Origin of the sequence: Pseudofrankia coriaricola, from assembly GCF_032027725.1 — a bacterium.
Classification (GTDB): Bacteria; Actinomycetota; Actinomycetes; order Frankiales; family Frankiaceae; genus Pseudofrankia.
On the sequence record NZ_JASNFO010000003.1, the window covers coordinates 248,896 to 274,759 of the forward strand.

The 25,864-nt window shown below is 73.9% G+C and carries 22 protein-coding genes and 1 pseudogene; 18 read left to right on the forward strand and 5 right to left on the reverse strand.

Annotation, left to right across the window (positions count from 1 at the left end; translation table 11 throughout):
* Positions 1-75: 75 nt before the first annotated feature.
* The 7 genes from QOZ89_RS04840 to QOZ89_RS04870 all read left to right on the forward strand — a co-directional run bounded on the left by QOZ89_RS04840 (position 76) and on the right by QOZ89_RS04870 (position 8,804).
* The gene (locus tag QOZ89_RS04840) at positions 76-729 is read left to right on the forward strand and encodes a TetR/AcrR family transcriptional regulator (RefSeq protein WP_071049311.1); all 654 of its coding nucleotides are present in this window, start codon (positions 76-78) and stop codon (positions 727-729) included.
* 96 nt (positions 730-825) lie between these two features.
* Complete coding sequence (locus QOZ89_RS04845; RefSeq protein ID WP_198543275.1) at positions 826-1,695, forward strand: SDR family NAD(P)-dependent oxidoreductase; 870 nt, start codon at positions 826-828, stop codon at positions 1,693-1,695.
* Between the two features lie 156 nt (positions 1,696-1,851).
* Positions 1,852-2,781: an ABC transporter ATP-binding protein gene (locus QOZ89_RS04850; protein WP_312623078.1), complete on the forward strand. Its 930-nt coding sequence runs from the start codon at positions 1,852-1,854 to the stop codon at positions 2,779-2,781.
* 1 nt (position 2,782) lies between these two features.
* On the forward strand, positions 2,783-5,365 hold the full coding sequence (locus tag QOZ89_RS04855; protein WP_083418748.1) for an FtsX-like permease family protein: 2,583 nt from the start codon (positions 2,783-2,785) through the stop codon (positions 5,363-5,365).
* A gap of 84 nt (positions 5,366-5,449) precedes the next feature.
* Positions 5,450-6,784 carry an FAD-binding protein gene (locus tag QOZ89_RS04860; RefSeq protein ID WP_312623079.1) on the forward strand — a complete coding sequence of 445 codons (1,335 nt, stop codon included), beginning with the start codon at positions 5,450-5,452 and terminating at the stop codon, positions 6,782-6,784.
* A gap of 490 nt (positions 6,785-7,274) precedes the next feature.
* Positions 7,275-8,294 (forward strand): MHYT domain-containing protein, encoded by a 1,020-nt coding sequence (locus tag QOZ89_RS04865; protein WP_312623080.1) that lies wholly within the window; start codon positions 7,275-7,277, stop codon positions 8,292-8,294.
* Between the two features lie 72 nt (positions 8,295-8,366).
* Positions 8,367-8,804, forward strand: a complete 438-nt coding sequence (locus QOZ89_RS04870) for a TIGR03618 family F420-dependent PPOX class oxidoreductase (RefSeq protein ID WP_071049314.1) — start codon at positions 8,367-8,369, stop codon at positions 8,802-8,804.
* A gap of 43 nt (positions 8,805-8,847) precedes the next feature.
* Here the strand turns inward: QOZ89_RS04870 and QOZ89_RS04875 are convergent, their stop codons facing one another.
* The gene (locus tag QOZ89_RS04875) at positions 8,848-9,462 is read right to left on the reverse strand and encodes a TetR/AcrR family transcriptional regulator (protein ID WP_083418749.1); all 615 of its coding nucleotides are present in this window, start codon (positions 9,460-9,462) and stop codon (positions 8,848-8,850) included.
* 65 nt (positions 9,463-9,527) lie between these two features.
* Between QOZ89_RS04875 and QOZ89_RS04880 the strand changes: the two genes are divergently transcribed.
* The 7 genes from QOZ89_RS04880 to QOZ89_RS04910 all read left to right on the forward strand — a co-directional run bounded on the left by QOZ89_RS04880 (position 9,528) and on the right by QOZ89_RS04910 (position 17,693).
* Entirely contained in the window at positions 9,528-11,096 is a 1,569-nt protein-coding gene (locus QOZ89_RS04880; protein ID WP_312623082.1) for an MFS transporter, read from the forward strand.
* 99 nt (positions 11,097-11,195) lie between these two features.
* Positions 11,196-11,930: a response regulator transcription factor gene (locus tag QOZ89_RS04885; RefSeq protein WP_071049316.1), complete on the forward strand. Its 735-nt coding sequence runs from the start codon at positions 11,196-11,198 to the stop codon at positions 11,928-11,930.
* 13 nt (positions 11,931-11,943) lie between these two features.
* Positions 11,944-13,338, forward strand: coding sequence for a sensor histidine kinase (locus QOZ89_RS04890; RefSeq protein ID WP_071049317.1), 1,395 nt, complete (start codon positions 11,944-11,946; stop codon positions 13,336-13,338).
* A gap of 95 nt (positions 13,339-13,433) precedes the next feature.
* Positions 13,434-14,102 (forward strand): LmeA family phospholipid-binding protein, encoded by a 669-nt coding sequence (locus QOZ89_RS04895; RefSeq protein ID WP_312623083.1) that lies wholly within the window; start codon positions 13,434-13,436, stop codon positions 14,100-14,102.
* The gene (locus tag QOZ89_RS04900) at positions 14,095-14,820 is read left to right on the forward strand and encodes a histidine kinase (protein WP_312623084.1); all 726 of its coding nucleotides are present in this window, start codon (positions 14,095-14,097) and stop codon (positions 14,818-14,820) included. The genes QOZ89_RS04895 and QOZ89_RS04900 overlap by 8 nt, the downstream gene beginning before the upstream one ends.
* A gap of 130 nt (positions 14,821-14,950) precedes the next feature.
* Positions 14,951-16,420, forward strand: coding sequence for a cytochrome P450 (locus tag QOZ89_RS04905; protein WP_312623085.1), 1,470 nt, complete (start codon positions 14,951-14,953; stop codon positions 16,418-16,420).
* A 301-nt stretch (positions 16,421-16,721) separates the two neighbouring features.
* Positions 16,722-17,693 (forward strand): alpha/beta fold hydrolase, encoded by a 972-nt coding sequence (locus QOZ89_RS04910; protein ID WP_274536538.1) that lies wholly within the window; start codon positions 16,722-16,724, stop codon positions 17,691-17,693.
* A 327-nt stretch (positions 17,694-18,020) separates the two neighbouring features.
* On the opposite strand, the gene QOZ89_RS04915 is transcribed toward QOZ89_RS04910, so the two are convergent.
* Positions 18,021-18,701 (reverse strand): class I SAM-dependent methyltransferase, encoded by a 681-nt coding sequence (locus QOZ89_RS04915; RefSeq protein ID WP_071049336.1) that lies wholly within the window; start codon positions 18,699-18,701, stop codon positions 18,021-18,023.
* A gap of 170 nt (positions 18,702-18,871) precedes the next feature.
* Between QOZ89_RS04915 and QOZ89_RS04920 the strand changes: the two genes are divergently transcribed.
* Positions 18,872-19,645 carry a sulfite exporter TauE/SafE family protein gene (locus QOZ89_RS04920; protein ID WP_071049320.1) on the forward strand — a complete coding sequence of 258 codons (774 nt, stop codon included), beginning with the start codon at positions 18,872-18,874 and terminating at the stop codon, positions 19,643-19,645.
* Between the two features lie 297 nt (positions 19,646-19,942).
* The gene (locus QOZ89_RS04925; protein ID WP_071049321.1) at positions 19,943-20,485 is read left to right on the forward strand and encodes a hypothetical protein; all 543 of its coding nucleotides are present in this window, start codon (positions 19,943-19,945) and stop codon (positions 20,483-20,485) included.
* A gap of 98 nt (positions 20,486-20,583) precedes the next feature.
* On the opposite strand, the gene QOZ89_RS04930 is transcribed toward QOZ89_RS04925, so the two are convergent.
* The 3 genes and pseudogenes from QOZ89_RS04930 to QOZ89_RS48205 all read right to left on the reverse strand — a co-directional run bounded on the left by QOZ89_RS04930 (position 20,584) and on the right by QOZ89_RS48205 (position 24,028).
* Complete coding sequence (locus QOZ89_RS04930) at positions 20,584-21,297, reverse strand: ABC transporter permease (protein WP_071049322.1); 714 nt, start codon at positions 21,295-21,297, stop codon at positions 20,584-20,586.
* A gap of 247 nt (positions 21,298-21,544) precedes the next feature.
* Complete coding sequence (locus QOZ89_RS48200; RefSeq protein ID WP_071049323.1) at positions 21,545-23,080, reverse strand: DUF1349 domain-containing protein; 1,536 nt, start codon at positions 23,078-23,080, stop codon at positions 21,545-21,547.
* Positions 23,077-24,028, reverse strand: a pseudogene (locus tag QOZ89_RS48205) (ABC transporter ATP-binding protein). Before QOZ89_RS48205 ends, QOZ89_RS48200 begins: the two are co-directional and overlap by 4 nt.
* An 87-nt stretch (positions 24,029-24,115) precedes the next feature.
* Here QOZ89_RS48205 and QOZ89_RS04945 point away from each other — a divergent pair.
* Positions 24,116-24,778, forward strand: a complete 663-nt coding sequence (locus QOZ89_RS04945; RefSeq protein WP_312623086.1) for a response regulator transcription factor — start codon at positions 24,116-24,118, stop codon at positions 24,776-24,778.
* Entirely contained in the window at positions 24,775-25,830 is a 1,056-nt protein-coding gene (locus QOZ89_RS04950) for a sensor histidine kinase (protein ID WP_241841780.1), read from the forward strand. The genes QOZ89_RS04945 and QOZ89_RS04950 overlap by 4 nt, the downstream gene beginning before the upstream one ends.
* Positions 25,831-25,864: the final 34 nt, after the last annotated feature.

Here is a 25,864-nt window from a genome sequence, read left to right on the forward strand (position 1 = left end):
GGGATGGCGGACCCGCGCGAGGCCGGAAACCCTGCGGCGGGGCGGGGTCAGGTTCGCTGGACCGTAGGGGGTCCGATGGCTCAGGTGGACACGTCCGCCGTCGCCGCGCCGACGACGCTGTCCGCCAAGGGCACCCGCCTCAACCGGCGCGGGCTCGCCACCCGGGGGCGCATCCTGGACATCGCGGTCGACCTGCTCAGCGGCGGTGGGCCGGACGCGGTCAGCGCGAACCTGATCGCCCGGGAGGCCGGCGTCACCTGGGGGACGATCCAGCATCAGTTCGGGGAGGCGGACGGCGTCTGGGCCGCGGTCATCGAGCACGTCTCGACCAGCCCGGACTTCTACCCGAAGACGGAGCATCTCTCGTCCGTGCTTCCGTTGACGAGGCGGCTGGAGGCCGTCGTCGACCTTGTCTGGACCGCACTGGACTCGCCGAGCGTGCGAGCCGTGCACAACCTGCGCCTGTACCTGCCGCGCGACCTCGCGGTGCTGGAAGAGGAGTTCCCGCGCACCGCGGCCGCGCTCGCCGCCTGGGACGCCCGCTGGGCGCAGGCCTGGGATCGCATCTTCGACGGCCTGAGCGTCTCCCGGGAACGCCTGGCCAAGGCACGTTCCCTCGTGCCCGCCGCGATCCGTGGCCTGCACGACATCAGCGACCTGAGTACCTACACGGATATCAGCCTCGCCCGGACCGGCCTCATCGAGGCCATGGCGCTCTATCTCTCGTAGCAGTCTCTCGTAGCACCCGGTATCTCTCGTAGCGGCCCGCGCGCCGGCGGACTAGAACCCGTTGCATGTCGGAGCGCGTCGCGGCACGGTAGCCGGATGGGCGGCGACAGCGACGCGGGTGAGCCCGCGGTCTTCGACAGCGGCGCCGGCTCCCGCCCAGGCCTCGCCGCCCCCGTGGTGGGGGCGGTGGACGACGCGCGGGACTTCGCCGGCCTGCCTGGAGTAGCGGTCGTCGCCGGCGGAAGCGGCGGGATCGGCGCGGCGGTCTGCCGGCTGCTCGCCGAGCGCGGCAGCGACGTCGTCCTCACCTACCACCGCAACGCCGACGCGGCGGCGGCGAGCACCGTGGCGGTCGCGGCCGCCGGGCGCCGCGGCGAGGCCCGCCAGCTCAGGCTCGAGGACGAGGCGGAGACGGCCGCGTTCGTCGCCGACGTCGCCGCCCGGTTCGGCGCGATGCACACCCTGGTGGTCGCCTCCGGCCCGCACGTCCCGCAGAAGCACCTCTCGACGGTGAGCCCGGCCATGTTCCGCCGCCAGGTGGAGGGCGAGGTGGTGGCGTTCTTCAACCTCGTCCAGCCCGCGCTGTCGGCGCTGCGGGCCGCCCGGGGCAGCGTCGTGGCGGTCACCACGGCGGCGACCCGCCGCTACCCGGTCCGCGACGGCCTGTCCGCCGGCCCGAAGGGGGCGGTCGAGTCGGTGGTGCGCGCCCTCGCCGCCGAGGAGGGCCGCTTCGGGGTGCGGCTGAACTGCGTCGGCCCCGGCATGCTGACCGACGGGATGGCCGGGCGGCTGATCAGCGCCGGCGACTACGCGGACGGCGCGCTCGACGTCGCCCGCCGCAACATCCCGCTGCGCCGCTTCGGCGCGGCGACCGACGTCGCCGAGGCGGTCTGTTTCCTCGCGTCGCCGCGCGCCGCCTACATCACCGGTGTCATGCTCGACGTCGACGGCGGCTACCACCTCTGACGGCCCGCCACCGCCCACCGCCGGCCGGCCACCCGCACTGGTCCGCCGCCCGCCGGCGCGGGCGGCGCGCCCCTCCGGGTGGCACCCGGCTAGCCCCACCACGGATCGGGGCACAGCACCAGTGTGCCCAGGGCGCCGCGCTGGTGAGCTGATCTCATGGAAAAGCTCCAGCAGAGGGCGCAGGCCGGTGCCGAAGCGTCGCCCGCGCCGAGCGCCGCCGAGAGCAGGGCAGTGGCGCTGCGCGACGTCCGGAAGGTCTACGGGCGGCGGGCGGCGGCCGTGACCGCCCTGGACGGCGTGACCCTCGACATCGACCGGGGCACGTTCGTCGCGGTGATGGGGCCGTCCGGCTCGGGCAAGTCGACGCTGCTGCAGTGCGCGGCGGGGCTCGACCGGCCGAGTGCTGGCGAGGTGTTCCTCGACGGCGTGGACCTGCGCCGACTGAGCGAGAACGAGCTGACAGTGCTGCGCCGGGAGCGGATCGGCTTCGTCTTCCAGTCGTTCAACCTCGTTCCGGCGCTGTCCGCCGAGTTGAACGTGGCGCTGCCGCTGCGGCTGGCCGGCCGCCGGCCGCGGCGGCGGGAGGTGCGGGACGTGCTCGCCGCCGTCGGGCTCGCCGGGCGCGGCCGGCACCGGCCGGCCGAGCTCTCCGGCGGCCAGCAGCAGCGGGTCGCCATCGCGCGGGCACTGGTCACCCGACCGGCGGTGCTGTTCGCCGACGAGCCGACCGGGGCGCTGGACACCCGGACCGGCCGCGAGGTGCTGACGCTGCTTCGCGAGCTGGTCGACGTCGACGGCCAGACGATCGTGATGGTCACCCACGACCCGGTCGCCGCCTCCTACGCCGATCGGGTCGTGTTCCTCGTCGACGGCCGAGCCGCCGGCGAGCTGCTCGGCCCGGACCCGGCCACCGTCGCCGCCCGGCTCGCGGGCCTCGAGCCCGATGGCCGCGAGTACGACCACGAGGACCACGAGGACCACGACGGCCCGTCGGCCTGGCGGCCAGCGGCCCGCGCGTCGGCGAGGCCGGCCACGCGGGCCTCCGGGCCGCTGCCAGCCCCCGCGGCGCTCGGCGAGGAGAGCTGACGTGACCGGCCTCGTCTGGCACACCGTCCGTGCCCGCATGGGCAGCCTGCTGGGGACCTTCCTAGCGCTGGCGCTCGGTGTCGCGCTGCTCGCGGCGATGACGCTGACGCTGGTCAGCACGGTCGGCGGCTCCGCCCGCACCCCGCGCTGGTACGTCGCGCCGGACGTCGTCGTCGCCGGCGCCGGCACGGTCAGCGTCACGACCGGCTCCGGCGACGACCGGGAGACCTCCTCGACCAGGACGACCTTCACCCGCGCGCTGCCCGCCGGGCTCGCCGGCCGGCTCCAGGCCGCCCTGGGCGGCGAGGCGACGGTGGTCGTGGACGTCGCCGGCTACGCGGCGGCCGACGGCGCGCCGGGTGACACCGTCCATCCGTGGTCCGCCGCGGCCCTGCACCCCTACTCCTGGGTCGCGGGGGGCGCGCCACGGGCGGCCGGTGACCTCGTGCTCAGCGCGCCGACCGGGCACCGCCCCGGCGACCGCATCACCGTAGTGACGACGCATGGCACACGTGTGTTCACGGTGAGCGGGGTGCTGCGCACCGATGCGCCAGGCGCGTTCTACGCCACCGACGCCGTCGCCACCGAGCTCGCGGACGGCCGGGTCTCGGCGGTGGCTCTGACGGGCCGCCCGGCCACGGCCGCCGCCGGCGGCCCGGCCGCCGCCGCGGCTCGCCCGCGCGACGCGGCGGCGCTGGCGACGGCCACGCGGGCCGCCGTCCGCGAGGCGAGCGCCGACGACGGCTCGGTCAGGGTGCTCACCGGCAACGGCCGCCGGGCCGCCGAACCCGACCCGGACGCCGAGCGCCGCACGGTCGCGATCGCCCTGCTCGGCACCACCACCGGCCTCGGCGGCTTCGTGTCGGTCTTCGTCGTGGCCGCGACGTTCGCGTACTCCGTCGCCGCCCGGCGGCGCGAGTTCGGCCTGCTGCGCGCCGCCGGAGCCACCCCGCGCCAGGTTTTCCGGCTCGTGCTCGGCGAGGCACTCACGGTCGGCCTGCTGGCCTCGCTCTCCGGCGTGGCGCTGGGCGCGCTGCTCGCCCCGGAGTTCGCGCACGTGCTCGTTCGTACCGGGTTCGCGCCGAGTGACTTCACCGCGCACTTCATCTTCTGGGCGGTGACCCCCGCGTTCGGGACGGGCCTGCTGGTCGCGTTGGTGGGTGCCTGGGCGGCGGCGTGGCGCGCCGGCCGGATCCGGCCGGTCGAGGCGCTACGGGAGGCGGCCGTGGACCGGCGGGCGATGACCGTGGGACGCACGGTCATCGGCCTGCTCGCGTTCGGCGGCTCTGTGCCACTCATCGCCGTGCTGATGGCGAACCCGTCGGCGGACGGCGTGGCGCTGATCATCATCGCGGCGATGCTGCTGATCGTGGGGTTCGCGCTGTTCGCGCCCGTGCTCATCCCGCCGCTGGCGTGGCTGCTCACCGCGCCGCTCGCCGCCTCGCCCGGGGCCGTCGGGCTGCTCGCCCGCCATGGCGCGCGCGCCGCCGTGCGGCGCACCGCGGCGACGGCGGCGCCGATCCTCGTGACGATCGGCATCGCCGGCGCGACGCTCACCGGCTTCGGGACGCTGCAGGCGGCGAGCGACAGCGCCGCCCGCGACCAGATCACCGCCGACGCGCTGGTCGTGCCGGCCGTCGGCGCCGGCCTGCCCGACGCGACCGTCGACGCGCTGCGCGCCATCCCCGGCGTGCGGGCCGCCGTTCCGGTCGCCGACGCGTCCGTCTACGTCCGCGACGGCGAGGACCCAGAGGCATGGGTCGCCCGGTATGCCCCCGGCGGGGATCTCGACGCCGTGCTCGACATCCCGGTGACGGCCGGCCGGCTCGCCGACCTGACCGGCACCGACACGGTCGCGGTGCCGGCCGGCAGCCGCTGGAAGGTCGGCGAACGGGCCGAGCTGTGGCTCGCCGACTCGACGCCGGTGCGGCCGCGGGTGGTCGCCGTGCTCGGCCGGCGGCTCGACCTCGACGAGACCTTCCTGCTGCCGGCGGCGCTACGCACCGGGCACGAGCCGACGCTCGCGACCGTCGTCTACCTGCGGCTCTCGCCAGAGGCGACGCGGTCGGCGGCCGCCGGGGCCGCCGTCGCCGCCGAGGTGGCGGCGACGACGGCCGCCACCGGAAGGATGGTCGGCACCGGCGAGTACCTGTCCGCGGCGAGCGCCGAGCAGGCAAGGGCCAACCGCCAGGCGTCGGTGGTGGTGCTCGGCATGGCGCTCGTCTACACGGCGATCGCGATCGCGAACACGCTGGTCATGGCGACCCGGGACCGGGCGCGTGAGTTCGCCACCGTCCGTCTCGCCGGTGCCACGCGTCGGCAGGTGCTGGCCGTCGTCGGCGCCGAGGCCGTCCTGGTGACCGGCATCGGCGCCGCGCTCGCGGCCGCGGTCACGGCGATCACGGCCTGGGGCGCCCAGTACGGCCTGGCGGACCTCGCGCCGTCCGTACCGATCACCGTTCCCTGGGGCCCGCTCGGCGCGATCGCCGCGGCCTGTCTCACCATCGCCCTGCTCGCCAGCGTCATCCCCGCCGCGCTGCTGCTGCGTCGCGACCCTGCCGACCTGGCCGCCGTCCGGGAGTGACCGGGCCCGTCCTCACGAACTGGCCGCTCCGGGCGGGTGCGACACTCGTCGCCTGGTTCGGCGCAGAGGCGGGAGGGACGACGCATGGCCGACGACAGGGCCGACGACAGGCGCGCCTCGGCGCGCAACTGGGCCGGGAACGTGACGTTCGCGGCGGCCCGCGTCGTCACCCCGACGTCGGTCGCCGAGCTCGCGGAGGCGGTGACCGCCGGCGGCGCGGTGCGCCCGCTCGGCACTCGGCACTCGTTCAACCGGATCGCTGACACGGACGGCACACTGATCTCGACCGCCGGGCTGCCACGCCTCGTCCGCGTCGACCCCGCCGCGCGGGAGGTGACGGTGAGCGCCGGCACCCGCTACGGCGACCTGGGCCGTGAGCTCGACGCGGCCGGCTGGGCGCTGCGCAACCTCGGGTCGCTGCCGCACATCTCGGTCGCCGGCGCGTGCGCGACGGCGACGCACGGCTCGGGCGAGCGCAACGGCAACCTGGCCACCTCCGTCGTCGCCCTCGACCTGGTCACCTCGTCGGGCGAGCTCGTGACGGTCAGGCGGGGCGTCGACGAGGACTTCGACGGCCACGTCGTCGCCCTCGGCGCGCTCGGCGTCGTCGTCGCGCTGACCCTTGAGATCGTCCCGACGTTCCAGGTCAGCCAGCACGTCTACGAGGGCCTGACGCGCGAGAGCCTGCTGGCGGGCGTCGGCGAGATCCTCGGCGCGGCCTACAGCGTCAGCGTGTTCACCACCTGGGACCCGGACGCCGGCTCGCAGGTGTGGCTCAAGCGGCGGCTCGGCGAAGACCGTGAAGCTGGCGAGGACCACCAAAGCGGCGAGGGCGGCGTTGGCACAGCCGCGCCAGCACCGGCCCAGCTGTGCGGCGCCCGGCCGGCCGCGCGCCCGCTGCACCCGATCCCCGGCGTCGACCCGGAGCACACGACCCGGCAGCTCGGCGTTCCCGGCCCCTGGTTCGAGCGGCTGCCCCACTTCCGTCTGGGCTTCACCCCGAGCGCCGGCGACGAGCTCCAGTCCGAGTACTTCGTTCCCCGTGACCACGCCGCCGCGGCCATCGAGGCCGTCTACAAGGTCAGCGGCGAGATCCGCGGTGCGCTCCAGATCGGCGAGCTGCGCACGGTCGCCGCGGACAGCCTCTGGCTCAGCCCTGCCTACCGCCGCGACGCCCTCGCGCTGCACTTCACCTGGCTACCGGACGAGGACGCCGCTGCCCGCGCGGTCGCCGCCGTCGAGCGGGCACTCGCCCCGTTCGATCCCCGTCCGCACTGGGGGAAGGTCTTCGTGCTGGCTCCCGGGCAGGTCCGGGCCGGATATCCCCGGATGGCGGACTTCGCCCGGCTGGCGGCCCGCCATGATCCGCCCGGTGTCTTCCGCAACGCCTTCCTCGACGCCTACCTCCAGTCCGACTGACGGCGTGGCCTCGGCGGCCCGCCCCGGGAGACCGGACGGCCCGCCCGCGGCACGGACCGCCTGCCCGCCCCGTCGGGCCCGGCAGCTGGCCGGCCGGCGGTGATGGCACCAATGGGGCTTGCCTCGGGGGAACCGGCCTAGTCGCTTTTCGGGCGATCATCGGTGCGGTTGATGGATGGCGTCCGGTTGACCACACCAGGCGCTCGCATATATGACTTTGAGTGATCGGTCCCATACAGAAGGCGCCTGTCCGCGACAACGACACCACCCGCGTCCAACGGATTCGCAATCATGCGCACCGACAACCTATCCAGCTACGTTCCGCAGCATTTAGCGGATCTGGTTTGGCCGCCACGTCGCGAGCACCACATTGCTACCGCCTGTATCGTTCCAATTGGTTATAGGGATCACGTCCTGTCACGCTTGATCTAATTGCCGGCCCGCCCAGCGCCCGCGAGCCCGGCCAGCGTCTCATTTACCCGGGGGAAATGTGATCACGGCCCAGGCGGCGCAGGAGCACGCCAGCAGCGACACCATTTTTGTCGCGAGTTCCATCGGTCTCGCCTTGATCGGCTCGTTCGCCGCGCTGGTGAGCGCTCTGCGCATCCCGTCCTCCCAGGGCGCCGCCCGGCGCAGGTGGGTCGCCGCGTCCGCGGTCTCCCTCGGCGGCGGGGCGATCTGGTCCATGCATTTCATGGGAATGCTCGGTTACCACGTCGGCAACCGGCAGCTTGCCTACAACCTTCCGCTGACCGCTCTTTCTCTGCTGATCGCCGTCGGCGTTTCGGCGATCGGGTTGTCCATCGTCGGAAGCAACCCGAGAAGCGCCGGCCGCCTCGTCGTCGGCGGGGTCATCGCGGGGCTCGGCGTGGCGGCCATGCACTACACCGGCATGGCCGCGATGCAGTCGGGCAGCACCGTCACCTATGACACGAAGCTGGCCGGCGCCTCCGTCGCGATCGCCGTGGTGGCGGCGCTGGCCGCTCTCTGGCTCGCCTTCCGGGTGCGCACCACCGCGCACATCGTCGCCGCGTCCGTCGTCATGGCCGTCGCCGTCTGCGGAATGCACTACACCGCGATGGCGGCCACCCAGATCGCCCAGACCGACCACCTGGACCAGATCAGTGGCGCCGATCCCATTGTGCTGAGCTTCCCCGTCATGCTGATCGCCTTTACGGTGCTGGCGCTCATCATCTTCGCGGCGCTGGGCGGCTTTGCCAACTCCGGAATGTCACCGCTCGGCGTCACCGGGACGAACGGGCGGCGATCGCCCGCCCCGGCCCCGGCCGGCCGGCGGAGCTCGGCTCCGACTGGCCGTCACCAGCCGGCACCAGCCGCGGATACCCGCGACGCCGCGGGGCGAGGCGCCTTCGACGGCCAGCCTGGGCGCGAGCGCTTCGACCACGCGGCACCCGCCGGGCAGGACTGGGCGGGTTATCTCCCCTCGCAGCCCGCGCCCGCCGCTCCGGCGTTCCCGGAAGACGACCGCCAGACGCCGCTGTACCGGTAGGGTCGGCCGGAGTCACGCGGTAGTTGTGTGGGGGCCGTGTAGTACCAGTCTTAGGCAGAAGGTGCTGGCCGGATGACGACCATCGACGACCTGGCCGCTCTCGGGCGCGAGGAGCACGGCCTGGCGGTTGTCTCGACCGTGCGGGGCGACCAGACGATCCAGTCGTCGGTTGTCAACGCGGGCGTGCTGGCGCATCCGTTCACCGGCGAGGCCGTGCTCGGTTTCGTCACCTACGGCAGGGTGAAGCTCGCGAACCTCCGCGCCCGCCCCCAGGTGACGGCCACCGTCCGGTCCGGCTGGCGGTGGGCCACGGTCGAGGGGCGCGCGGAGCTGATCGGCCCTGACGACCCGCATCCGGACGTTGACGCCGAACGCCTGCGGCTGCTGCTGCGCGAGGTGTTCACCGCGGCGGGCGGCACCCACGACGACTGGGACGAGTACGACCGTGTCATGGCCGAGCAGCGGCGCACGGCCGTTTTCGTCCGGCCCGACCGGGTCTACAGCAACTAGAACCGTCGGTCGCGGTCAGCTGTCACCATCATCGCCAACGCGGTCACCGTCGCCGGGCGGTGGGCGCGTACAGCGCGGCGCGCAGGCCCGGGGCGAGGTACCGGACTAATTCATCAGCCGACATGCTCGCGATGGGTTCGAGCTCGAGCACGTAGCGCGTGAAGATGACGCCGGCCAGCTGCGCGCTGAACGCGGCGGCCCGATAGGGCGCGTCCGCGGCGCCGATGTACTCGGCCACCCGGCCCACGATCTCCCGTTCCAGCACCTCCCGGAACAGCCGGGCCACCTCGGGCTCCTGCACGAGCGCCGACATCACGAGCCGGAGCTGGCTGCCGCGGTCGGAGTCGTCCCAGGTGGCGACGACGGTGCGCAGCACCCGTTCCGGCAGCGTCGCCCGGTCGCCCGGCAGCGCGGCGGACAGGAGCTCGGGCGGGTTGGCGAGCAGGCCGAGCGTCGCGCCGAACAGGCCCTTCTTGGAACCGAAGAAGTAGCTGATCAGGGCGACGTCCACCCCGGCCTCGGCGGCGATCGAGCGCAGTGTCACGGTTCGGTAGCCGTCCGACAGAAAACGGCGACGCGCGACCTCGAGGATCTGGCTGCGAGTGTCCGGGCTGCCGGCCCGCCGGCCGCGCGGGCTCCCCTCGGCCTTATTCATCATGGTTGAAATTGTGCGGGGAGCAGGCGACCTTGGCCAGGGTTCACACCCCAGGCTGGAGGCCCACGATGACCATCACCACGGCGACCCCTGCGTCGCCGGCAGACCGGCAGGGCGGCCCGCACCGCGCGGTGCTCCCAGTCGTCATGCTCGCCCTCGCCACAGTCGTCGCCGCCGTCGCGTCCCTGAACGTGGCGCTTCCCTCGATCGCGCGCGACACCCACGCTAACCAGACCCAGCTGTCCTGGATCATCGACGCCTACGCCCTCCCCTTCGCGGCACTGCTGCTCCTCGGCGGCGCCATCGGCGACCGGTACGGGCGGCGGCGCGCACTGGTCGTCGGTCTCGCGGTCTTCGGGGCCGGCTCGCTCGCGGCCATGACCGTCAGCGATCCGGGCTGGCTCATCGCGATGCGCGCCGTGCTCGGGGTCGGCGCCGCCCTGGTCATGCCGGCGACGCTCTCGACGATCACCGCCACCTTCCCACCGGAACAGCGGTCGCGCGCCGTCGGAGCCTGGGCCGGCGTCGCCGGGGCGAGCGCGCTGCTGGGAGTGCTCACCTCCGGCCTGCTCCTGGAGGTCTGGTCGTGGCGCTCGGTGTTCGGGCTGAACGTCGCCCTCGCGGTGGTGGCCGTCCTCGCCACCCTCCGGGTGATCCCCGAGTCGGCGGACCCCGGCGCCGGGCGGCTTGACGTGATCGGCGCGCTGCTCACGGTCGCCGGGCTTGGCGTGGCGGTCTACTCGATCATCGAGGCGCCCACCGAGGGGTGGAGCAGCCCCCAGACGCTGATCGGCATCGCCGCCGGGGTCGTCATCCTGGTCGGTTTCGTCTTCTGGGAGCTGCGCCACCCGAACCCGCTGCTGGACCCGCGCCTGTTCGCCCACCGCGCCTTCACCGCCGGCACCCTGTCGATCACCCTGCAGTTCTTCGCGTTCTTCGGGTTCATCTTCCTGCTCCTGCAGTACCTGCAGCTGGTCCGCGGCGACGGCCCGCTGGTCGCGGCGGTGAGCCTGATACCGATGAGCCTGACGATCATGCCCGCCGCGCGCGTGGCCGCGCCCCGGCTGGTCAGCCGGGTCGGCGCCCGCCCGGTCGTGGTCCTCGGGCTCGGTCTGGTCACCGCGGGCCTGCTGGTGCTGTCGCGCCTGGAGGTGGGCAGCGGCTACTGGCTGCTGCTGGCCGGCCTGCTGCCGCTCGGCGCCGGCATGGGCCTGGCGATGACGCCCGCGACGACCGCGATCACCGACGCGCTGCCGGCCGCGAAGCAGGGCGTCGGCTCGGCGACGAACGACCTTGCCCGCGAGCTGGGCGGCGCCCTGGGGATCGCCGTGCTGGGCAGCATCCTGCAGTCGACCTACCGCGACCACCTGCACCCCGCCGGCCTGCCGGCCCCGCTCGCCGAGTCCGCCCGTTCCTCCCTCGCCCTCGCCACCCGGCTGGGCCCGGCCGTCGCCCAGCAGGCCGAGACCGCCTTCGTCGACGGCATGCGGACCGCGCTGACCTGCGCCGCCATCGTGGTCGCCGTCGCGGCCGTCGCCGTCGGGGCCCTGCTCCGCCCCGCCGCCGCGCAGGCCGCCCCAGGCCAGGCAGCCGAAGCGGCCCAGGACCAGCGGTCCCCGCATCCCGCCTCGTCGTAGGCAGCTCCACCCCAGGACCAGCGGTTCGAACCGAACTCATATGTTCGCCAGATGGAATGGTCCGTGGACGGCACGGCAGCCGAAGGCCGGGGGGGAACGATGGAGGGAGCCGGGCCACGGCTGCTGGTCGTCGATGACGAGCCGAACATCGTCGACATGCTCCGGATGGCGCTGCGCTTCCACGGGTTCGACGTGGTCACCGCGCAGTCCGGGCGGCAGGCCACGGCGGCGGTGGCGGCACGGCGGCCGGACCTGATGGTGCTGGACGTCATGCTGCCCGACGGCGACGGCCTGGAGCTGTGCCGGCAGTGGCGGGAGCAGGGCGTGGACGTGCCGGTCGTGTTCCTGACCGCGCGCGACCGGCACACCGACAAGATCGCCGGGCTGACCTATGGCGGCGACGACTACGTCACCAAACCGTTCTCGATCGACGAGCTGGTCGCCCGGATCAGGGCCGTGCTGCGCCGCACGTGGCGGGAGCCACCCGCCGCGTGCGCGCCGGCGCTGACCTTCGCCGACGTCCGGCTGGACGAGGACACGCACGGCGTCACCCGCGGGGGCCATCCCGTCGAGCTGGCCCCCACTGAGTTCAAGCTGCTGCGATACTTCATGACCAACCCGAACAGGGTGCTCTCCCGGGAGCAGATCCTCGACGCCGTGTGGAGCGAGGACTACCGCGGCGGCGCCACGGTCGTCGACCAGTACGTCAGCTACCTGCGGCGCAAGCTCGCGCCCTTCGGCCCGCCGTTGATCCACACCCAGCGGGGCTTCGGCTACGCCCTGCGCGAGGCCGCCACCTCGCCGGTCCGGCGACCGGATGCCGGCGAGGCGTGACCGAGGTCCCGCCGTGACGCTGCGCGTCCGCCTGATGCTCGGGCTGCTGGCGTTGCTCGCGGTCTGCCTGGCGGTCGCCGGGACGGCCAGCGCCCTGGCCCTGCGGTCGCACCTGATCGGCCAGACGGACAACCAGCTGCGCGGCGCCCAGAACCTGATCAGCACCCGCGGCGTCTCGACGCTGACCCGGCTCGCTCCGCTGTTCGGGGGCGTGGGCCTGCAGCGAGCCGTCGCTCCCACCGAGTTCGTGGTCGAGCTACGCCAGCCGGACGGTTCGGCGTTGACGCTGACCGGCGGGACCGACCAGCCGGCGGCAGGCGGCCGGCTCCTGGCCAGCGTCACCGACCTGGACCGCCGGATCGCGGCGGGCACGCCGTTCACCATCGAGGCGGCGGACGGCCGCTACCGAGCACTGGTCACGGCGCTCCCCGGCGGCGTCACCGACCTCGTCGCGCTGCCCATGCGGCCGGTCGAGGACACCATCGGCCGGCTCCTGCTGGTCGAGACCATCGTCGCCGCCGCCGTGCTCGCGCTCGGTGGGGGCTGCGCCTGGCTCCTGCTCGGCCGCGGCCTGCGCCCCCTGCGGGACATCACCCGCACCGCGGCCGCGATCGCCGACGGCGATCTGGAACGCCGGGTGCCGCATGGCCGGTCGCGTACCGAGACCGACCGCCTCGCCGCCGCCCTCAACGTCATGCTCACGCAGATTCAGACCGCCTTCGAGGGCCGTAGGCGCTCACAGGAGCGCCTACGGCAGTTCGTCGACGACGCCTCGCACGAGCTGCGCACCCCGCTGACCTCGGTACGCGGCTACGTCGACATGCTGCGCCAGGGCATCGTGCCGCCGTCGGGCACCGACGACGCGCTTCGCCGCGTGCAGGACGAGACCCGCCGGATGAGCACCCTCGTCGACGACATGCTCTACCTCGCCCACCTCGACGAGGCCCGGCCGCTCGAACACGCCACCGTCGACCTGGCCGCCATCATCCGGGACGCCGTCGCCGACGCCTCCGCGGTCGAGCCGGACCGTCCGCTGTCCGTGCGGGTGCCGCCGGAATGCCCCGCCGTCGGGGATCCCGACGCGCTGCGGCAGGTGATCGGCAACCTGCTGACCAACGTCCGGGTCCACACCCCGCCCGGCACCGCCGCCGAGGTCTCCCTGCGCACCACTGGCGGCGAGGTCCTGTTCGAGGTCCGCGACGAGGGGCCGGGCGTGAACGCGGCCGACCTGGACCGGATCTTCGACCGTTTCTACCGTTCCGCCGCCGGCCGGGACCGTGGCCGGGGCGGCAGCGGCCTGGGGATGTCCATCGTCGCCGCCGTCGCCACCGCCCACGGCGGCCGGGCCGAGGTCGCGAGCGCCCCTGGGCAGGGGCTGGCTGTCCGAGTCACGCTGCCCGCGCCCTGAACCAGCACCGCGCCAAACCCGCACGCCGCTCGCCTCCGGCTCACATCTCGTCCGCATGAACGGGCGGTCTGCTAGGTGTCATGCGGATCAGCGCCATGCGCACACTGGTGGAGGGACCCGGCCTACCGACCTGCCCGCCCGCGCGGCAGGCGGGCGGGCGGGACGGTCGAGCGTGGTGGAACAGTCGGTGGCGATGGGTCGCGGCGGTGCCGCTCGTGGTCTCGGCCGCCCTCCTGCTGACCGATCGTCTGCTGGTTCGCGTCGCCGAGCACCGCCTGACCAACCGGCTGGGCTGCATGGGCACGCTGACGGGAACTCGATCCGTGCACATCGACGGATTCCCCTTCCTGACGCAGCTCGCCGCCGGGCACTTCCGGACCGTGACGGCCACGGCCGACGGGTTCGGCCGGGCCGATCGGCTGACCGACCTCGCCGTGACGTTCCGCGACGTCCGAGTTCCGGTCTGGTCGGCCGTCCTCGGCCGGCCGAGGACGGGTTCCCTGGCGGTTGGCTCGGTCTCGTTGACGGCCGTTCTGCGCCTCGGCTCCGACGGCCCGGACGGCCGGTTGGCGCGCCCGCTCGCTCCGGGGCCGCCCGTGACCGGGCGCCCGGTGTCGTCGGTGGCCGCGCGTCCGTCAGCCGCCGTCCTGCCACCGGGCGCGCACCTCGACGGCGTCGAGCCGGTGCCCGGCGGGCTGCGGCTCGCGGTCACGATGCCAGGAGCCGCGCTGGCCGGTATGGACGGGCGGACGTGCCGTGGCTGACGCGCGACGACCCGGCACCGCGGCCCCCAACGTCGAGGCCCCCAGCCCCACGACGCCCAGCCCCACGACACCCGGCACCGTGGCGCCCAGCACCGTGGCGCCCGGCACCGTGGCGCCCGGCACCGTGGCGCCCAGCACCGTGGCACCCGGCACCGCGACGTCGCGCCTCGCCTGGCGGCTCGCCGACCGGCGCGGCATGTCCGTGCGCGACCGCGGCGCCAGGCTGCTCATGATCCTCACAGCGCTGCTCGTCCTGCGCGGGATCCAGGCCGCCGTCGCCGGGCTGACCGTGCTGGCCGTGACGGTGTCGCGGTTCGAGCATCCGGCCCCCACGCTGCATCTGGCCCGGCTCGCCGAGGTCGAGCCCGCGCCGATGACCGCCGTCACCGCGCTGACCATGATCCTGGCCTCCGCGGGTCTCGCCGCCGTTCTGCTGCCCCGCCGCCAGGTGCTCGCCGCGTTCGCCGGGATCAAGGCGTTCGCGCTGGTTGCCGCGTCGGCGCTCACCGTCATGTTCACGGCCGAGCCGGCCAGTATCCGGGCCGCCGTCGCCGGCTGCGGCGTCGGCATCGTCGCCCTGTTCTGGCCGGCGGCGCGGGACGCGGCCGGGCGCGTACTGGCGGCGGTGGGCCTGCCTCACCCGCACGGCCGAGCCGGTGACCTCATCCTCGCCGTGAAGATCGCGCTGCTGGTGGCGATCGTCGCCATTCCCGTCTGACAGCACATACAGCGCGCGGCGTCCGGCCGTCGCCGGCACCCCGCGGAACGCAGGCCAGCCCTGATCCGGGTCCGCCCTCGACCCACCCGAACGTCATGAGACCACCACTCAGTCAAGGAGGCATCGCACGATGCACCCCACGGCTTCCTCTCACTCGTCCGTCCCTGTTTCATCGCCGAAGGACGTCCCGGCGACCGCGCCGCGGGACGTGAACGAGGTTCCCGGGCCGCCCGGCGGCGTGGTGGCGACCGTCCGGCGGCTGCGCGCCGACCCGTTGACGCGGTTCCCCGAGCTCCGCCGCGACTACGGGCCGCTGGTTCGGCTGGCCAGCTGGCCGGTGTCCGCCTTTCTCGTGTCCGACCCGGACGCGATCGCCGACGCGCTGGTCGGTAGCCACCGCCTGTACGCCAAGGGGGCCGTGGTCCGCGGCCCCGGCTCGCGCGCGACCGTCACGCAGCCGCTGACGTACCTGCTCGGCCAGGGCCTGCTGACCAGCGCCGGCGAGACCCACCTCCGCCAGCGCCGGCTGATCCAGCCGCTGTTCCACAAGCAGCGGATCGCCGGCTACGGCGAGCAGTTCGTCGCCCTGGCCGACGCCGCCGCCGCGACCTGGCGCGACGGCCAGCGGCTGGACCTGCACGCGGAGATGACCGAGATGACGTTGGCGATCGTCGCCAGGACGCTGTTCGACGTCGATGTCGACGATCGCATTATTGACGTGGTGCGGGCCGCCGTCGGCGAGAACATGCCGGCCGCGCGGCGTGCGAGCCTGCCCGGCTTCCAGCGACTGGAGCGGCTCCCGCTACGGGCGGCGCAGCGACGCCAGGACGCCCGCGCGGCGCTCGACAACGCCGTGTACGAGATGATCGCCGCCCGGCGCGCCGACGGTGCCAGCGACACCACCAGCACCACCGGCACCACCGGCACCGACCTGCTGTCCCTGCTGCTGGCCGCCCAGGACGCCGACACCGGCGAGCGGATGGACGACACCCAGATCCGCGACGAGGCGATGACCCTTCTGCTCGCCGGCCACGAGACGACCGCGAACGCGCTGGCGTGGACGTTCCATCTGCTCGGCGGCGAGCCGGCGGTGGCCGCCAGGCTGCACGAGGAGGTCGACACGGTCCTCGGGGGCCGGCCACCCACGATCGACGACCTGCCCCGGCTCGCCTACGCGGGCGCGGTGTTCTCCGAGTCCATGCGGCTCTACCCACCGGTCTGGGCGATGGGCCGCCACCTCGTCGCGGACCGCGAGGTGGCCGGATACCTGCTGCCCGCCGGGTCGACCCTGGTCTTCAGCCAGTGGGTCATACACCGGGACGAGCGCTGGTGGCCGGAGCCCGACCGCTTCGACCCGACCCGCTGGCTCGACAAGGCGACGGCGCACGACCGCCCCCGCTTCGCCTACTTCCCGTTCGGCGCCGGGCCTCGTCAGTGCATCGGCAACAGCTTCGCGGTCGCCGAGGGCGTCCTGACGCTGGCCGCGATCGCCCGCCACTGGTCGTTCACCCCGGCCGCGGGCGCGCCGGTCGTGCCCGAGCCGCTGGTCACCCTGCGCCCCAAGGGCGGCCTGCCGATGCTGGCCCACCGGCGCCGTTGAGGCGGGTCTCACGTCCGGGTGACCTTGGGCACGTGACGGTCGACCTCCACGACGCCGTATCGCCGAGGTGCCGGCGATACGGCGTCGCCGATGTCGGTCTTCGGACGGTCTCGGACTCCGCCCGAACCGGGGTCTCGACCGCGGCATCGCCATCGCGGGCGGCGACATCGGCGTCGCGACCGTCGATCGCCGTGTCCCGCGCGGATTCCTTTACTACATCGGCTGGACCTGTCAGCGTAGACGAGTGAGGGCGCTGATCAGATACTGCACGACACCGGCTGGCCCCGTGGCGTATTCGACAATGGGATCTGGACCGGCCTTGTTGTGCGACTCGGGGTGGATCACTCACCTTCGCGGGCAGCTGGATCTGTTTTCCTTTGGCGGGTTTGTTGAACGTCTGGCGCGGCATTTCACGGTGATCCGCTTTGACAAGCCCGGATGCGGACTGTCGGATCGGGACGGCGTCGACCTCTCGTTCGACGGACAGATGGCCGCGGCGCTGGCGGTCGCCGACGCGGTGGGCGCGCGTCGCTTCCGCCTGTTCGGTGCCTCGCAGGGGGGTCAGCTCGCCGCCGCGATCACGGCGAGGTACCCAGAACGGGTCGAGGCGCTCGTGGTCTACGGAATGTGCGCCAGCGGCCGAGATCTGGCGCCGCCCGACGTCAGGAAGTCCGTCGTCGCGCTGGTGCGGGCGCACTGGGGCATGGGGCTGCAAGCACTGGCACACGCCTTCGTCACCGATCCCACCGCTGACGAGATGGCGGCGTTCACCCGGTTCCAGCGGACGAGCGCCTCGGCCGCGGTGGCCGCACAGTTGCTCGAGGTGTACTACGACACGGATGTCCGGGGGCTGCTTCCAGCGGTCCGGACACCGACCGCGGTCCTGCACCGCGAAGGCGACCGAGGCACCAGGTTCGACTTGGGCCGCGAGGTCGCCGCGTGTGTCCCCGGGGCCACCCTGATCCCGCTGCCAGGCTCCAGCCATCTCTATTACCACGGCGAATGGGAGGCGGTCCTGGACGCGGTACTCACCTTTCTAAGCCAGCCCTCGCGCAGGGGACAACGGCTGACGGACCGTGAGTTCGAGATCGCCGAACTCGTGACCGAGGGGCTCACCAACCATGCCATCGCCGGCCGCCTGTCCGTCGCGCCACGAACGATCGAGACGCACGTGGAGAACATCCGGCGCAAGCTGCACATGAGCTCCCGCGCCCAGATCGCGGCCTGGACCACCGAACAGCGGCTGCGCCAGCACCTCCGAGGGATCGGTTGAACACCCGATATCCGCGCCCTATATCCGCACCGCCATGGGCGGCGTCTACGCCCGGTCGGTGTCCGACCAGGGCTACGCCCCACAGGTCAACGCGATCATGGCCGCCAACCCGCGACCGAGCCCGCGACGCGGGACCGTTCCACCCGCCGCCCAGCCGCTACTCGACCAGCTCGCCGCCTACGGAACCGGCGACAAGGTCAGGGAGCGGCTCACGCCCTGGGAGCAGGCCGCCGACATTGTCACCATCCTGCTTGTCGTGACCACGGCGTCGGTCCAGACGGCTGCATGGTCGCGTGGCGACGAAAGCCGCTGTGTGGGGGAAGGGGCTCAGCGCCGCCGGCGTGCGCGCAGCACCAAGTCGTCGGTGTGGTGCGCGCCGGCGCCGCCCTCGGGTGCGACGCGCGGTCGCTGCTCGTCGCGCTCGACCTTCCAGTCGTCGTTGAGGAGCGCGGCGACCGTGGAGGGCCAGACGTAGTCGGCCGGGTCGAAACCGTCGTCGCGCACCTGGTGGGTGTCCATCCCCGCGTGGTGCACGAGCAGCAGCACGCCACCGGGCGCGACCGCGGCGAGCAGCGCGCGCTCGGCCGCGGCATCGGGGGTGCGCAGCAGCGCCGGGTACTGCGCGGAGACGAGATCGAACGACGCCGGCGTAAGCCCCGCCTGCGCAAGTTCGGCGTGCACCCAGCGAACGGCGACGCCGGCGTCGCGTGCGTGCCCAGCCGCCCGCGCCAGCGCGACACCCGACACGTCGAGGGCGGTCACGTCCCAGCCACGGTTCGCGAGCCAGACCGCGTCCGCGCCCTCGCCGCAGCCGACGTCGAGCGCCCGCCCGGGTGTGAGCCCGGTGGCCTCGGCCACGAGCGCGCCGTTGGGCTGGCCGCTCCACAACTGCTCCCGGTCGGTGTATCGCCCGTCCCACTGGGCCGCCACCGCGGGGTCGCCGACGTATCCGTCGGCAGGCGGGAGAGTGTGGGACGCGGGCGATCCTGCCGCGATGTCGTCGGTCACCGGGTCATCGTTGCCCATCGCGCCCCGGTCTCACCACTCTGGTTGCCGGTTCGGCAAAACGAGGGTCGGGTGCGTGGATCGCTACGGCGCAGGCGACCGGCTGGCCGGGTCCTCCGCTCGATGCCCTGGGAACTGACCAGAATAGGAGCTGTGAGCGGGGGGATGCGCACGTGACCACGATCCTGCTCGGGTTCGCCGCGGGACTGCTGATCGCGGCGGTCACGGCTCCTGTCGGGGTCTCCGGGGCGGTGTTCCTGCTGCCCGTCCAGCTTGACGTGCTCCGGGTTCCGAATCCTGCCGTCACGCCTACGAATCTGCTGTTCAACGTGGTCGCGACCCCGGGGCCTCTCGTCCGGTATCGCCAGCAGAACCAGCTCCGTGGCCCCCTCGTCCGCCTGCTTGTCCTCGGCACACTGCCCGGCGTCGTCGCGGGCGCGGTGATCCGAGTTCACCTCGCGCCAGGCGCTCGCCTGTTCCGGCTCCTGCTCGGGGGGCTGCTGCTGCCCTTGGGTATCTGGCTGGTCGCGCGGACCCTGCGCACCGATCGCACGAGCAGTGCTCCCCCGCCTCGGCCAAGGATCGTCGCCGCCCTCGCCCTGGTCGTCGGGGTCCTCGGGGGGATCTACGGCATCGGCGGCGGTTCGATCCTGGGCCCGATCCTCGTCGGGCGCGGCATGCCGGTCACGGTCGTCGCGCCCGCCACCCTCGCCTCGACGTTCCTCACCTCGGTTGTCGGCGCGGTCACCTACGGCCTGCTCGCCCTGACGACACCCGGGAACATCGCACCCCACTGGATCCTCGGTCTCGCCTGCGGGCTCGGGGGCCAGTGCGGCGGCTACCTCGGAGCACGGCTTCAGCCCCGCCTACCCAACACCGCTCTGAAGCTGCTCCTCGGAACTCTGGCCATGGCTCTCGCCGTCCTGTACCTGATCCAGGCCAGCTGAGGCGTCGGCGACACGGCCCGACGCATCACGATGCTGTTGGGGCTCCGCCTACCCGGCGTTCGAGCGACTCACCGCGGACGTCGAGACCCGCGCACCGGTTCCCGCCGCACCTGATCGACGCACTGGAGTGGACTTGGTTCAGGGTCCTGAGATCAACCCGCTGGCTGGGTCGGTGCGACCCACACGGTTCTCACATCCAGCTCGCAGCCACGACGCATCCACCGCTGGTGGGATCACCGCACTGGACGCCACCCAGGCCGGCGTCCGCCACGCGTCGTCGTCAGTCGGGAGAATGGTGTGAACAGTCGGAACAGGGTTCTCGGCCGCTCGGTCGCGCTCGCCGGCGGGCTCCTGCTCGCCGTATCCGCCTGCCGTGCCGGTGCCGGAACGCTGCCGCCGACGGGCCCGGCGGCACCCGCGTCCGCCGCGACCACGAGCACGGCCACGGATCCGATGGCCGGCGCGACGGCACCGGCCGGCGCGGGCACCGGCGGCCCCGGCTCGCTGACCATCGGCATCACCAGCCCGGTGTCCGTCGCGGGACACGTCAACACCCCGGTGAGCTGCGAGGTCTCCGGGCGGCGCTACGTCGAGTCGGCGACCGGCGTCGTGAACGCGACCACGGTCGCGCAGAGCGTCCGGGTGGCGGGCTACACCGGCCCAGGGTCGTACGCGGCGGTGGTGACCGTGTCCCTGGTCGCGGCCGATGCCTCCCGCTACGCCATCGACTCCGTGCCGGCAACCGTCCAGATCACCTCGACCGGCGGCTCAGTCTCGTTCAGCGCCAGCACGGACGCCGGCCGCACGCTGACGGGCTCGATCAGCTGGGCCTGCTCGTAGCCCCGGCCACCCTGGCGGCCGCGCGCCGGGACGCCGGGACGCCGGGACGCCGGGACGCCGGGACGCCGGGACGCCGGGACGCCGGGACGCCGGCGCCGTCAGGCGTCCCGGCGTTCGAGGAGCACCGCGCCGGCCAGCAGTGCGCCTACCGCCCACAGCGCCAGGACGCCGAGGCCCTTCCAGGGGCCGATGGCCGGGGCGCCGCCCGTGATCTGAACCGCGAGCCCGGCGCTGACCGGCTCGATCCGCAGCAGCCGCCGCTGCCAGGCCGGGTCGGCGACCGCGGTGTTGACGATCGGGAGCGCGTAGAGGAGCGCGAGGACGACCCCCATCCCGGCGGCCGGGCTGCGGACGCCCGTCGCGATCCCCAGGCTCAGCAGCCCGATGAGGACCAGGTACAGCACCGAGCCGATCGCCGGGCGCGCGGCCAGGGCGTGCTCGGGCAGCAGAAACCGGCCCACGGCTACGGACCCCGCCACGGCGACGGCCGCCGCGGCCGCCACCGCGGCGGCGACGACCAGCGCCTTGGCGGCCAGCACCCGGCTCCGGCGCGGCATGGCCGTGAACGTCACCACGGCCAGGCCGCTGGCGTACTCGTCGCCCACGGCCAGCACGGCGAGGATCGCCACGACCGCCTGGCCGAGCTGCACCCCGGTGAGGCTCAGCCTCGGCAGGTCCGCGCCGGGCAGCGGATCCGAGAACCCGGCGGCCGCCGCGCTCACCGCGACCGTGCCGGCGACCATCGCGACCAGCAGCGCGCACGTGCCCAGCGACGTGCGCAGCTTGGTCCACTCGGCACGCACTGTGTTCATGGTTCGCTCCGTCCGGGCGGCGCGCTCCGGCCCCGTCCCTTGCTTCGCGGCGGGACGAGACCTCCGCGCGCCGTCCTCCTCCGCTCACGGGCGCTACGGCGACCTCCGCTGCGGCCCAACCACGTCGCTTCGCTCGTGGCCGGGCCTCCGCGGAGGCGCGCGTCCGCGCCAGCACGGTCGCCTGCCGCCGTAGCGTCACCAAACCGAAACCGCAGCCTCCACCGGGCCTTCGGGGCATCCGTCGGCGTCATGCGTCCCGCCGGCGTTGCGTCACCGCGGCGGCGGCGAGGACCACGGCGGCCCAGCCGGCGAGGACCGCGAAGCCGGCCCACGGCGCGAGCGGGAAGTACCCGTCGGCCGGCGTGTAGAGGTTCGCCACCTGCGGGTACTCCGGCGACGCCTGCTGCAGCGCGAACGCCGCCGCCGGGCTGACCCGCAGCAGCCAGCGCGCCACGTCGCCGGGCAGGACGGTCATGGCCAGCAGGTACGGCAGGACGATCAGGAGGACCGCCGTCGTGACCGCCGTGACGCCGCGTCGCAGCAGCGTGCCGAGGCCGAGAGCCAGGATCGCGGCGACGGCGAGCAGCGCCGCGGTGCCGACGACGACGCGCACCTCGGTGCCGGCCGGGACGGGATGGACGTACACGCCGTTGCCGCGCAGCACGCGTTGCCCGAGGACGACCGTGGCCGCCGCCGCGGCGAGGCCGGCGACGAACATGACCCCGCCGACGACGGTGACCTTCGCGGCCAGCACCCGCGACCGGTCCGGACTGGCCGCGAACGTCGTCCGGACGAGCCCGCGGCGGTACTCCGCGCTGACGAACACGGTGCCCACGACGACGGCCAGGATCAGGGCGACGAAGGTGCCGACGAGCGTCTGGGTGATGGACACCCCGAGGCCCCCGGCGCCGGCCACGGCCGGCGCGATGTCGCCGGAACCGGTCAGGCGTATGGCGTCGCCGGCCCGCTCGGATCCAAGGGCACCGCCGTCCGGTCCAACGCCGCCCGAGGCACCGCCCGCTGGGCCGCTGGGCGCGCCGATGACGTCCGGCCGCCAGGCGGTGCCGGTCCAGCCGTCCCGCGTGGCGAGGTGGTCGAACGTGCCGGTCACCTGGGTCGGTCCGCCCATGGCGCCGGACATCAGCCCGGCGTGAAGCTCCTCGGAGTGCTGCGGGGACGTGGCGAACAGCCCGACCTCGACGGTCGACGGCAGGCCGCGCGGCCGGGCGGTGCCTACGGTCGTCCACCGGCCGCCGTCGACGGACTCGGCGGCCGTGACGGTGTCCCCGGCGCGGCTCAGGCGCAGCCAGCGGGGGGCGGCGGCGGTGACACCGCCGGGGCTGCCGGCGACGTCATGGGTGTAGTCGTACTGCATCCGTACCCCGTGGCCGCCGGTGACCATGACCGCCGCGTAGGACGAGCCCCGCCCGGTACCCGCCCTGACGATGAGGCCGGCCTTGGCCCACGGCTCGACGGCGTGGCTCGGTTCGTCCGGGTTCCCGAGCCCCACGCCGGTCATGGCGGTGAGCCGGACGGTGACGACGCCGTCCCCGGTGAGCGCCTGGTGGAGAAACGTGAAGTTGTCGGTGACCTCCTCGCCGCCGGGGCCGACCGGCAGCGCGCACTCGGAGCCTGGGCCGTTCGTGCCGCAGCTCCCCTTCATCCCCGGATTGAGCCCGAACGCCACGATGACGCCGACGATGGCGACGGTGCCGATGACCCAGCCCCGTATGGTCCGAAACTTCGTCCATTCGGCACGCAGCGTGTCCGCGAACGCGTTCACAGTGCCTTCCCCGGTGTGGCGGCCGGCGCGGCGGCGGCCGGATCGGCGGCGGCCGGATCGGCGGCGCGGTACTCCACGGCGTCGCGGGTGAGCTCCAGGTAGGCGTCCTCGAGCGTCGCCCGGTGGGCGGCGAGCTCGGAGAACGGCACGCCGTTGCAGCGCGGCGATCGCCTCGGCCGGCAGGCCGGTCACGACGAGCGTGCCGTCCCCGGCGACCGTGACGGACCCGCCGCCGCCCGCCAGCACCGCCGCCGCGCGCGCGGCGGCGGAACGCACCGTGACCCGGCCGTCCGACACGGCGGCCAGCAGCTGGGTGACGCTCGCGTCGGCGAGCACCCGGCCGCGGCCGGCGACCACCACGTGGTCGGCGATGTCCTGCAGCTGGCTCATCAGGTGGCTGGAGACCAGGACTGCCCTTCCTCCAGCGGCCAGCTCCCGCGTCAGGCGGCGCATCCAGATGATCCCTTCGGGATCCATGCCGTTGAACGGCTCGTCGAGCATGAGCGTGGGTGGGTCGCCGAGCAGGGCGGCGGCGATCCCGAGGCGTTGCCGCATGCCTAGCGAGAAGCCGCCGGCCCGGCGGCGTGCGACGGACGTGAGCCCCACGGTGTCGAGGACCTCGTCGACCCGGCGCGGACCGAGTCCCTGGGAGTGCGCGAGCCACAGCAGGTGGTTGCGGGCGGTGCGGCCGGGCGAGACGGCGGCGGCGTCCAGGAGTGAGCCGACGTGCCGCAGCGGATGGCACAGGGCGCGGTACGGGTGCCCGTCGACGAGGGCCTCGCCGGCGTCGGCGGCGTCCAGACCGAGGACGACCCGCATGGTGGTCGACTTGCCGGCGCCGTTCGGCCCGACGAAGCCGGTGACCTGCCCGGGCTGGACGGTGAACGTCATCCCGTCGAGGGCGGTGGTCGCGCCGAACCGTTTCCGCAGTCCGTTCACGGTGATCATAGGTCGGGTTTCTAGCCGTCCGCCGGTGTCAGCCCGGTGCCGTCCGACGACACCTTGCCGCCACCATCGGCCTGGGATGGTTGGGGGATGCGCGTCCTGGTGGTGGAGGATTTCGAGATCCTGGCCCGCACGGTCAGGACCGGGCTGCGCCGCGAGGGGATGGCGGTCGACGTCGCGCTCGACGGCGACGACGCGCTGGCCCGCCTGGCGGCCACCCGGTACGACGTGGTGGTGCTCGACCGGGACCTGCCCGGCACGCACGGCGACGAGGTGTGCCGGCGGATCGTCGCCACATACCCGTGCAGCCGGGTCCTCATGCTGACCGCGTCGAGCACGGTCAGGGACCGGGTAGACGGGCTTGGCCTGGGCGCCGACGACTACCTGCCGAAGCCGTTCGACTTCGCCGAGCTGGTCGCCCGGATCCGCGCGCTGGCCCGCCGGCCGACCGCCCTGGTGCCACCGGTGCTGGAGCACGGGGACCTGACCCTCGACCCGGGCCGGCGGGTCGCGTCCCGGGGCGGGCGGCGCCTCGACCTCAGCCCGAAGGAGCTCGGGGTGCTCGAGTGCCTGCTCGCCGCGGCGGGACGGCCGGTGCCGGCGGAGGAGCTGCTGGAACGGGTGTGGGACGAGGCGGCGGACCCGTTCACGACGGCGGTGAAGACGACGATCCGCCGGCTGCGCGCCAAGCTCGGTGATCCGCCGGTGGTGTACACCGTGCGCGAGGGCGGCTACCGGATCGGCGAGCCGTGATCCGCCGCCGGCGGACGCTGCGGACACAGCTCATGCTGCTCTACGCCGTCCCCTTCTTCGTGTCGGGCACGGTGTTGCTGACGGCGGCGCTGGCCGGGATCAGGGAGTCCGAGCCGGCCGGCGCCGGGCCCGGGGCAGGGCCGGTCACGACGACGCAGTTCCCGTTCGTCACCTGGTCGGTGAGCCTGGCCGCGCTGGCGCTGGCGTCGGTCGGGCTGGGCTGGCTCGTGGCGGCCCGGTTCCTGCGGCCGCTGCGCACGATCACCACTACCGCGCGGCACATCTCGGCGAGCAACCTGCACCGCCGGCTGGGGCCCACCGGCCGTACTGACGAGTTCGCGGAGCTCGCCGCGACCCTCGACGACCTGTTCGGGCGTCTCGAGGCGGCGTTCGCGTCGCAGCGGCGCTTCGTGGCCAACTCGTCGCACGAGCTGCGCACACCCCTGACCGCGCAGCGGGCCCTCTTGCAAGTCGCCCTCGCCGACCCCGACCCGACCGTCGAGGAGCTGCGGACCGCCTGCCAGGAGGTGCTCGAGCTGGGCACGGCGCAGGGGCAGCTGATCGAGGCACTGCTCACCCTGGCCAGCGGCGAGCAGGGGGTGGACCGGCGGGAGCCGTTCGACCTGGCCGACATCGCCCGGCGGGTCCTGTCCTACCGCCTGTCGGCTCGGCCCACCGGCATGGCCGTCGAGACAGCCCTGGCCGCGGCGCCGGCCTCGGGGGATCCGAGGCTTGTCGAGAGCCTGGTGGCGAACCTGGTCGACAACGCGATCCGCCACAACGTGGCGGGCGGCCGGGTCGAGGTGACGACATCGGCCGCGCCCGGCGGGGCCCGGCTGTCCGTGCGCAACTCGGGGCCGGTCGTCCCGCCGGCGGAGGTCGACCGGCTTTTCGAGCCGTTCCAGCAGCTGGACGGCCGGCGAGTCCGGCACGGAGAAGGCCACGGCCTGGGCCTCGCGATCGTCCGGGCGATCGCCGACGCGCACGGCGCCACGCTGACCGCCACGGCCCGCCCGACCGGTGGGCTGGACATCGAGGTCACGTTTCCGTAGAGATCGACATATCGGCGACGGCGCGGTCGCGCGC

What these genes read in the sequence shown, in the direction of transcription:
- QOZ89_RS04850 (WP_312623078.1), top strand. Translation starts at nt 1,852, where the DNA reads ATGGAAAAGCTCCAGCAGAGGGCGCAGGCCGGTGCCGAAGCGTCGCCC.
- QOZ89_RS04910 (WP_274536538.1), top strand. Translation starts at nt 16,722, where the DNA reads ATGGGATCTGGACCGGCCTTGTTGTGCGACTCGGGGTGGATCACTCAC.
- QOZ89_RS04945 (WP_312623086.1), top strand. Translation starts at nt 24,116, where the DNA reads ATGCGCGTCCTGGTGGTGGAGGATTTCGAGATCCTGGCCCGCACGGTC.
- QOZ89_RS04860 (WP_312623079.1), top strand. Translation starts at nt 5,450, where the DNA reads ATGGCCGACGACAGGGCCGACGACAGGCGCGCCTCGGCGCGCAACTGG.
- QOZ89_RS04845 (WP_198543275.1), top strand. Translation starts at nt 826, where the DNA reads ATGGGCGGCGACAGCGACGCGGGTGAGCCCGCGGTCTTCGACAGCGGC.
- QOZ89_RS04840 (WP_071049311.1), top strand. Translation starts at nt 76, where the DNA reads ATGGCTCAGGTGGACACGTCCGCCGTCGCCGCGCCGACGACGCTGTCC.
- QOZ89_RS04880 (WP_312623082.1), top strand. Translation starts at nt 9,528, where the DNA reads ATGACCATCACCACGGCGACCCCTGCGTCGCCGGCAGACCGGCAGGGC.
- QOZ89_RS04875 (WP_083418749.1), bottom strand. Translation starts at nt 9,462, where the DNA reads ATGATGAATAAGGCCGAGGGGAGCCCGCGCGGCCGGCGGGCCGGCAGC.
- QOZ89_RS04905 (WP_312623085.1), top strand. Translation starts at nt 14,951, where the DNA reads ATGCACCCCACGGCTTCCTCTCACTCGTCCGTCCCTGTTTCATCGCCG.
- QOZ89_RS04895 (WP_312623083.1), top strand. Translation starts at nt 13,434, where the DNA reads ATGCGCACACTGGTGGAGGGACCCGGCCTACCGACCTGCCCGCCCGCG.
- QOZ89_RS04870 (WP_071049314.1), top strand. Translation starts at nt 8,367, where the DNA reads ATGACGACCATCGACGACCTGGCCGCTCTCGGGCGCGAGGAGCACGGC.
- QOZ89_RS04930 (WP_071049322.1), bottom strand. Translation starts at nt 21,297, where the DNA reads ATGAACACAGTGCGTGCCGAGTGGACCAAGCTGCGCACGTCGCTGGGC.
- QOZ89_RS04885 (WP_071049316.1), top strand. Translation starts at nt 11,196, where the DNA reads ATGGAGGGAGCCGGGCCACGGCTGCTGGTCGTCGATGACGAGCCGAAC.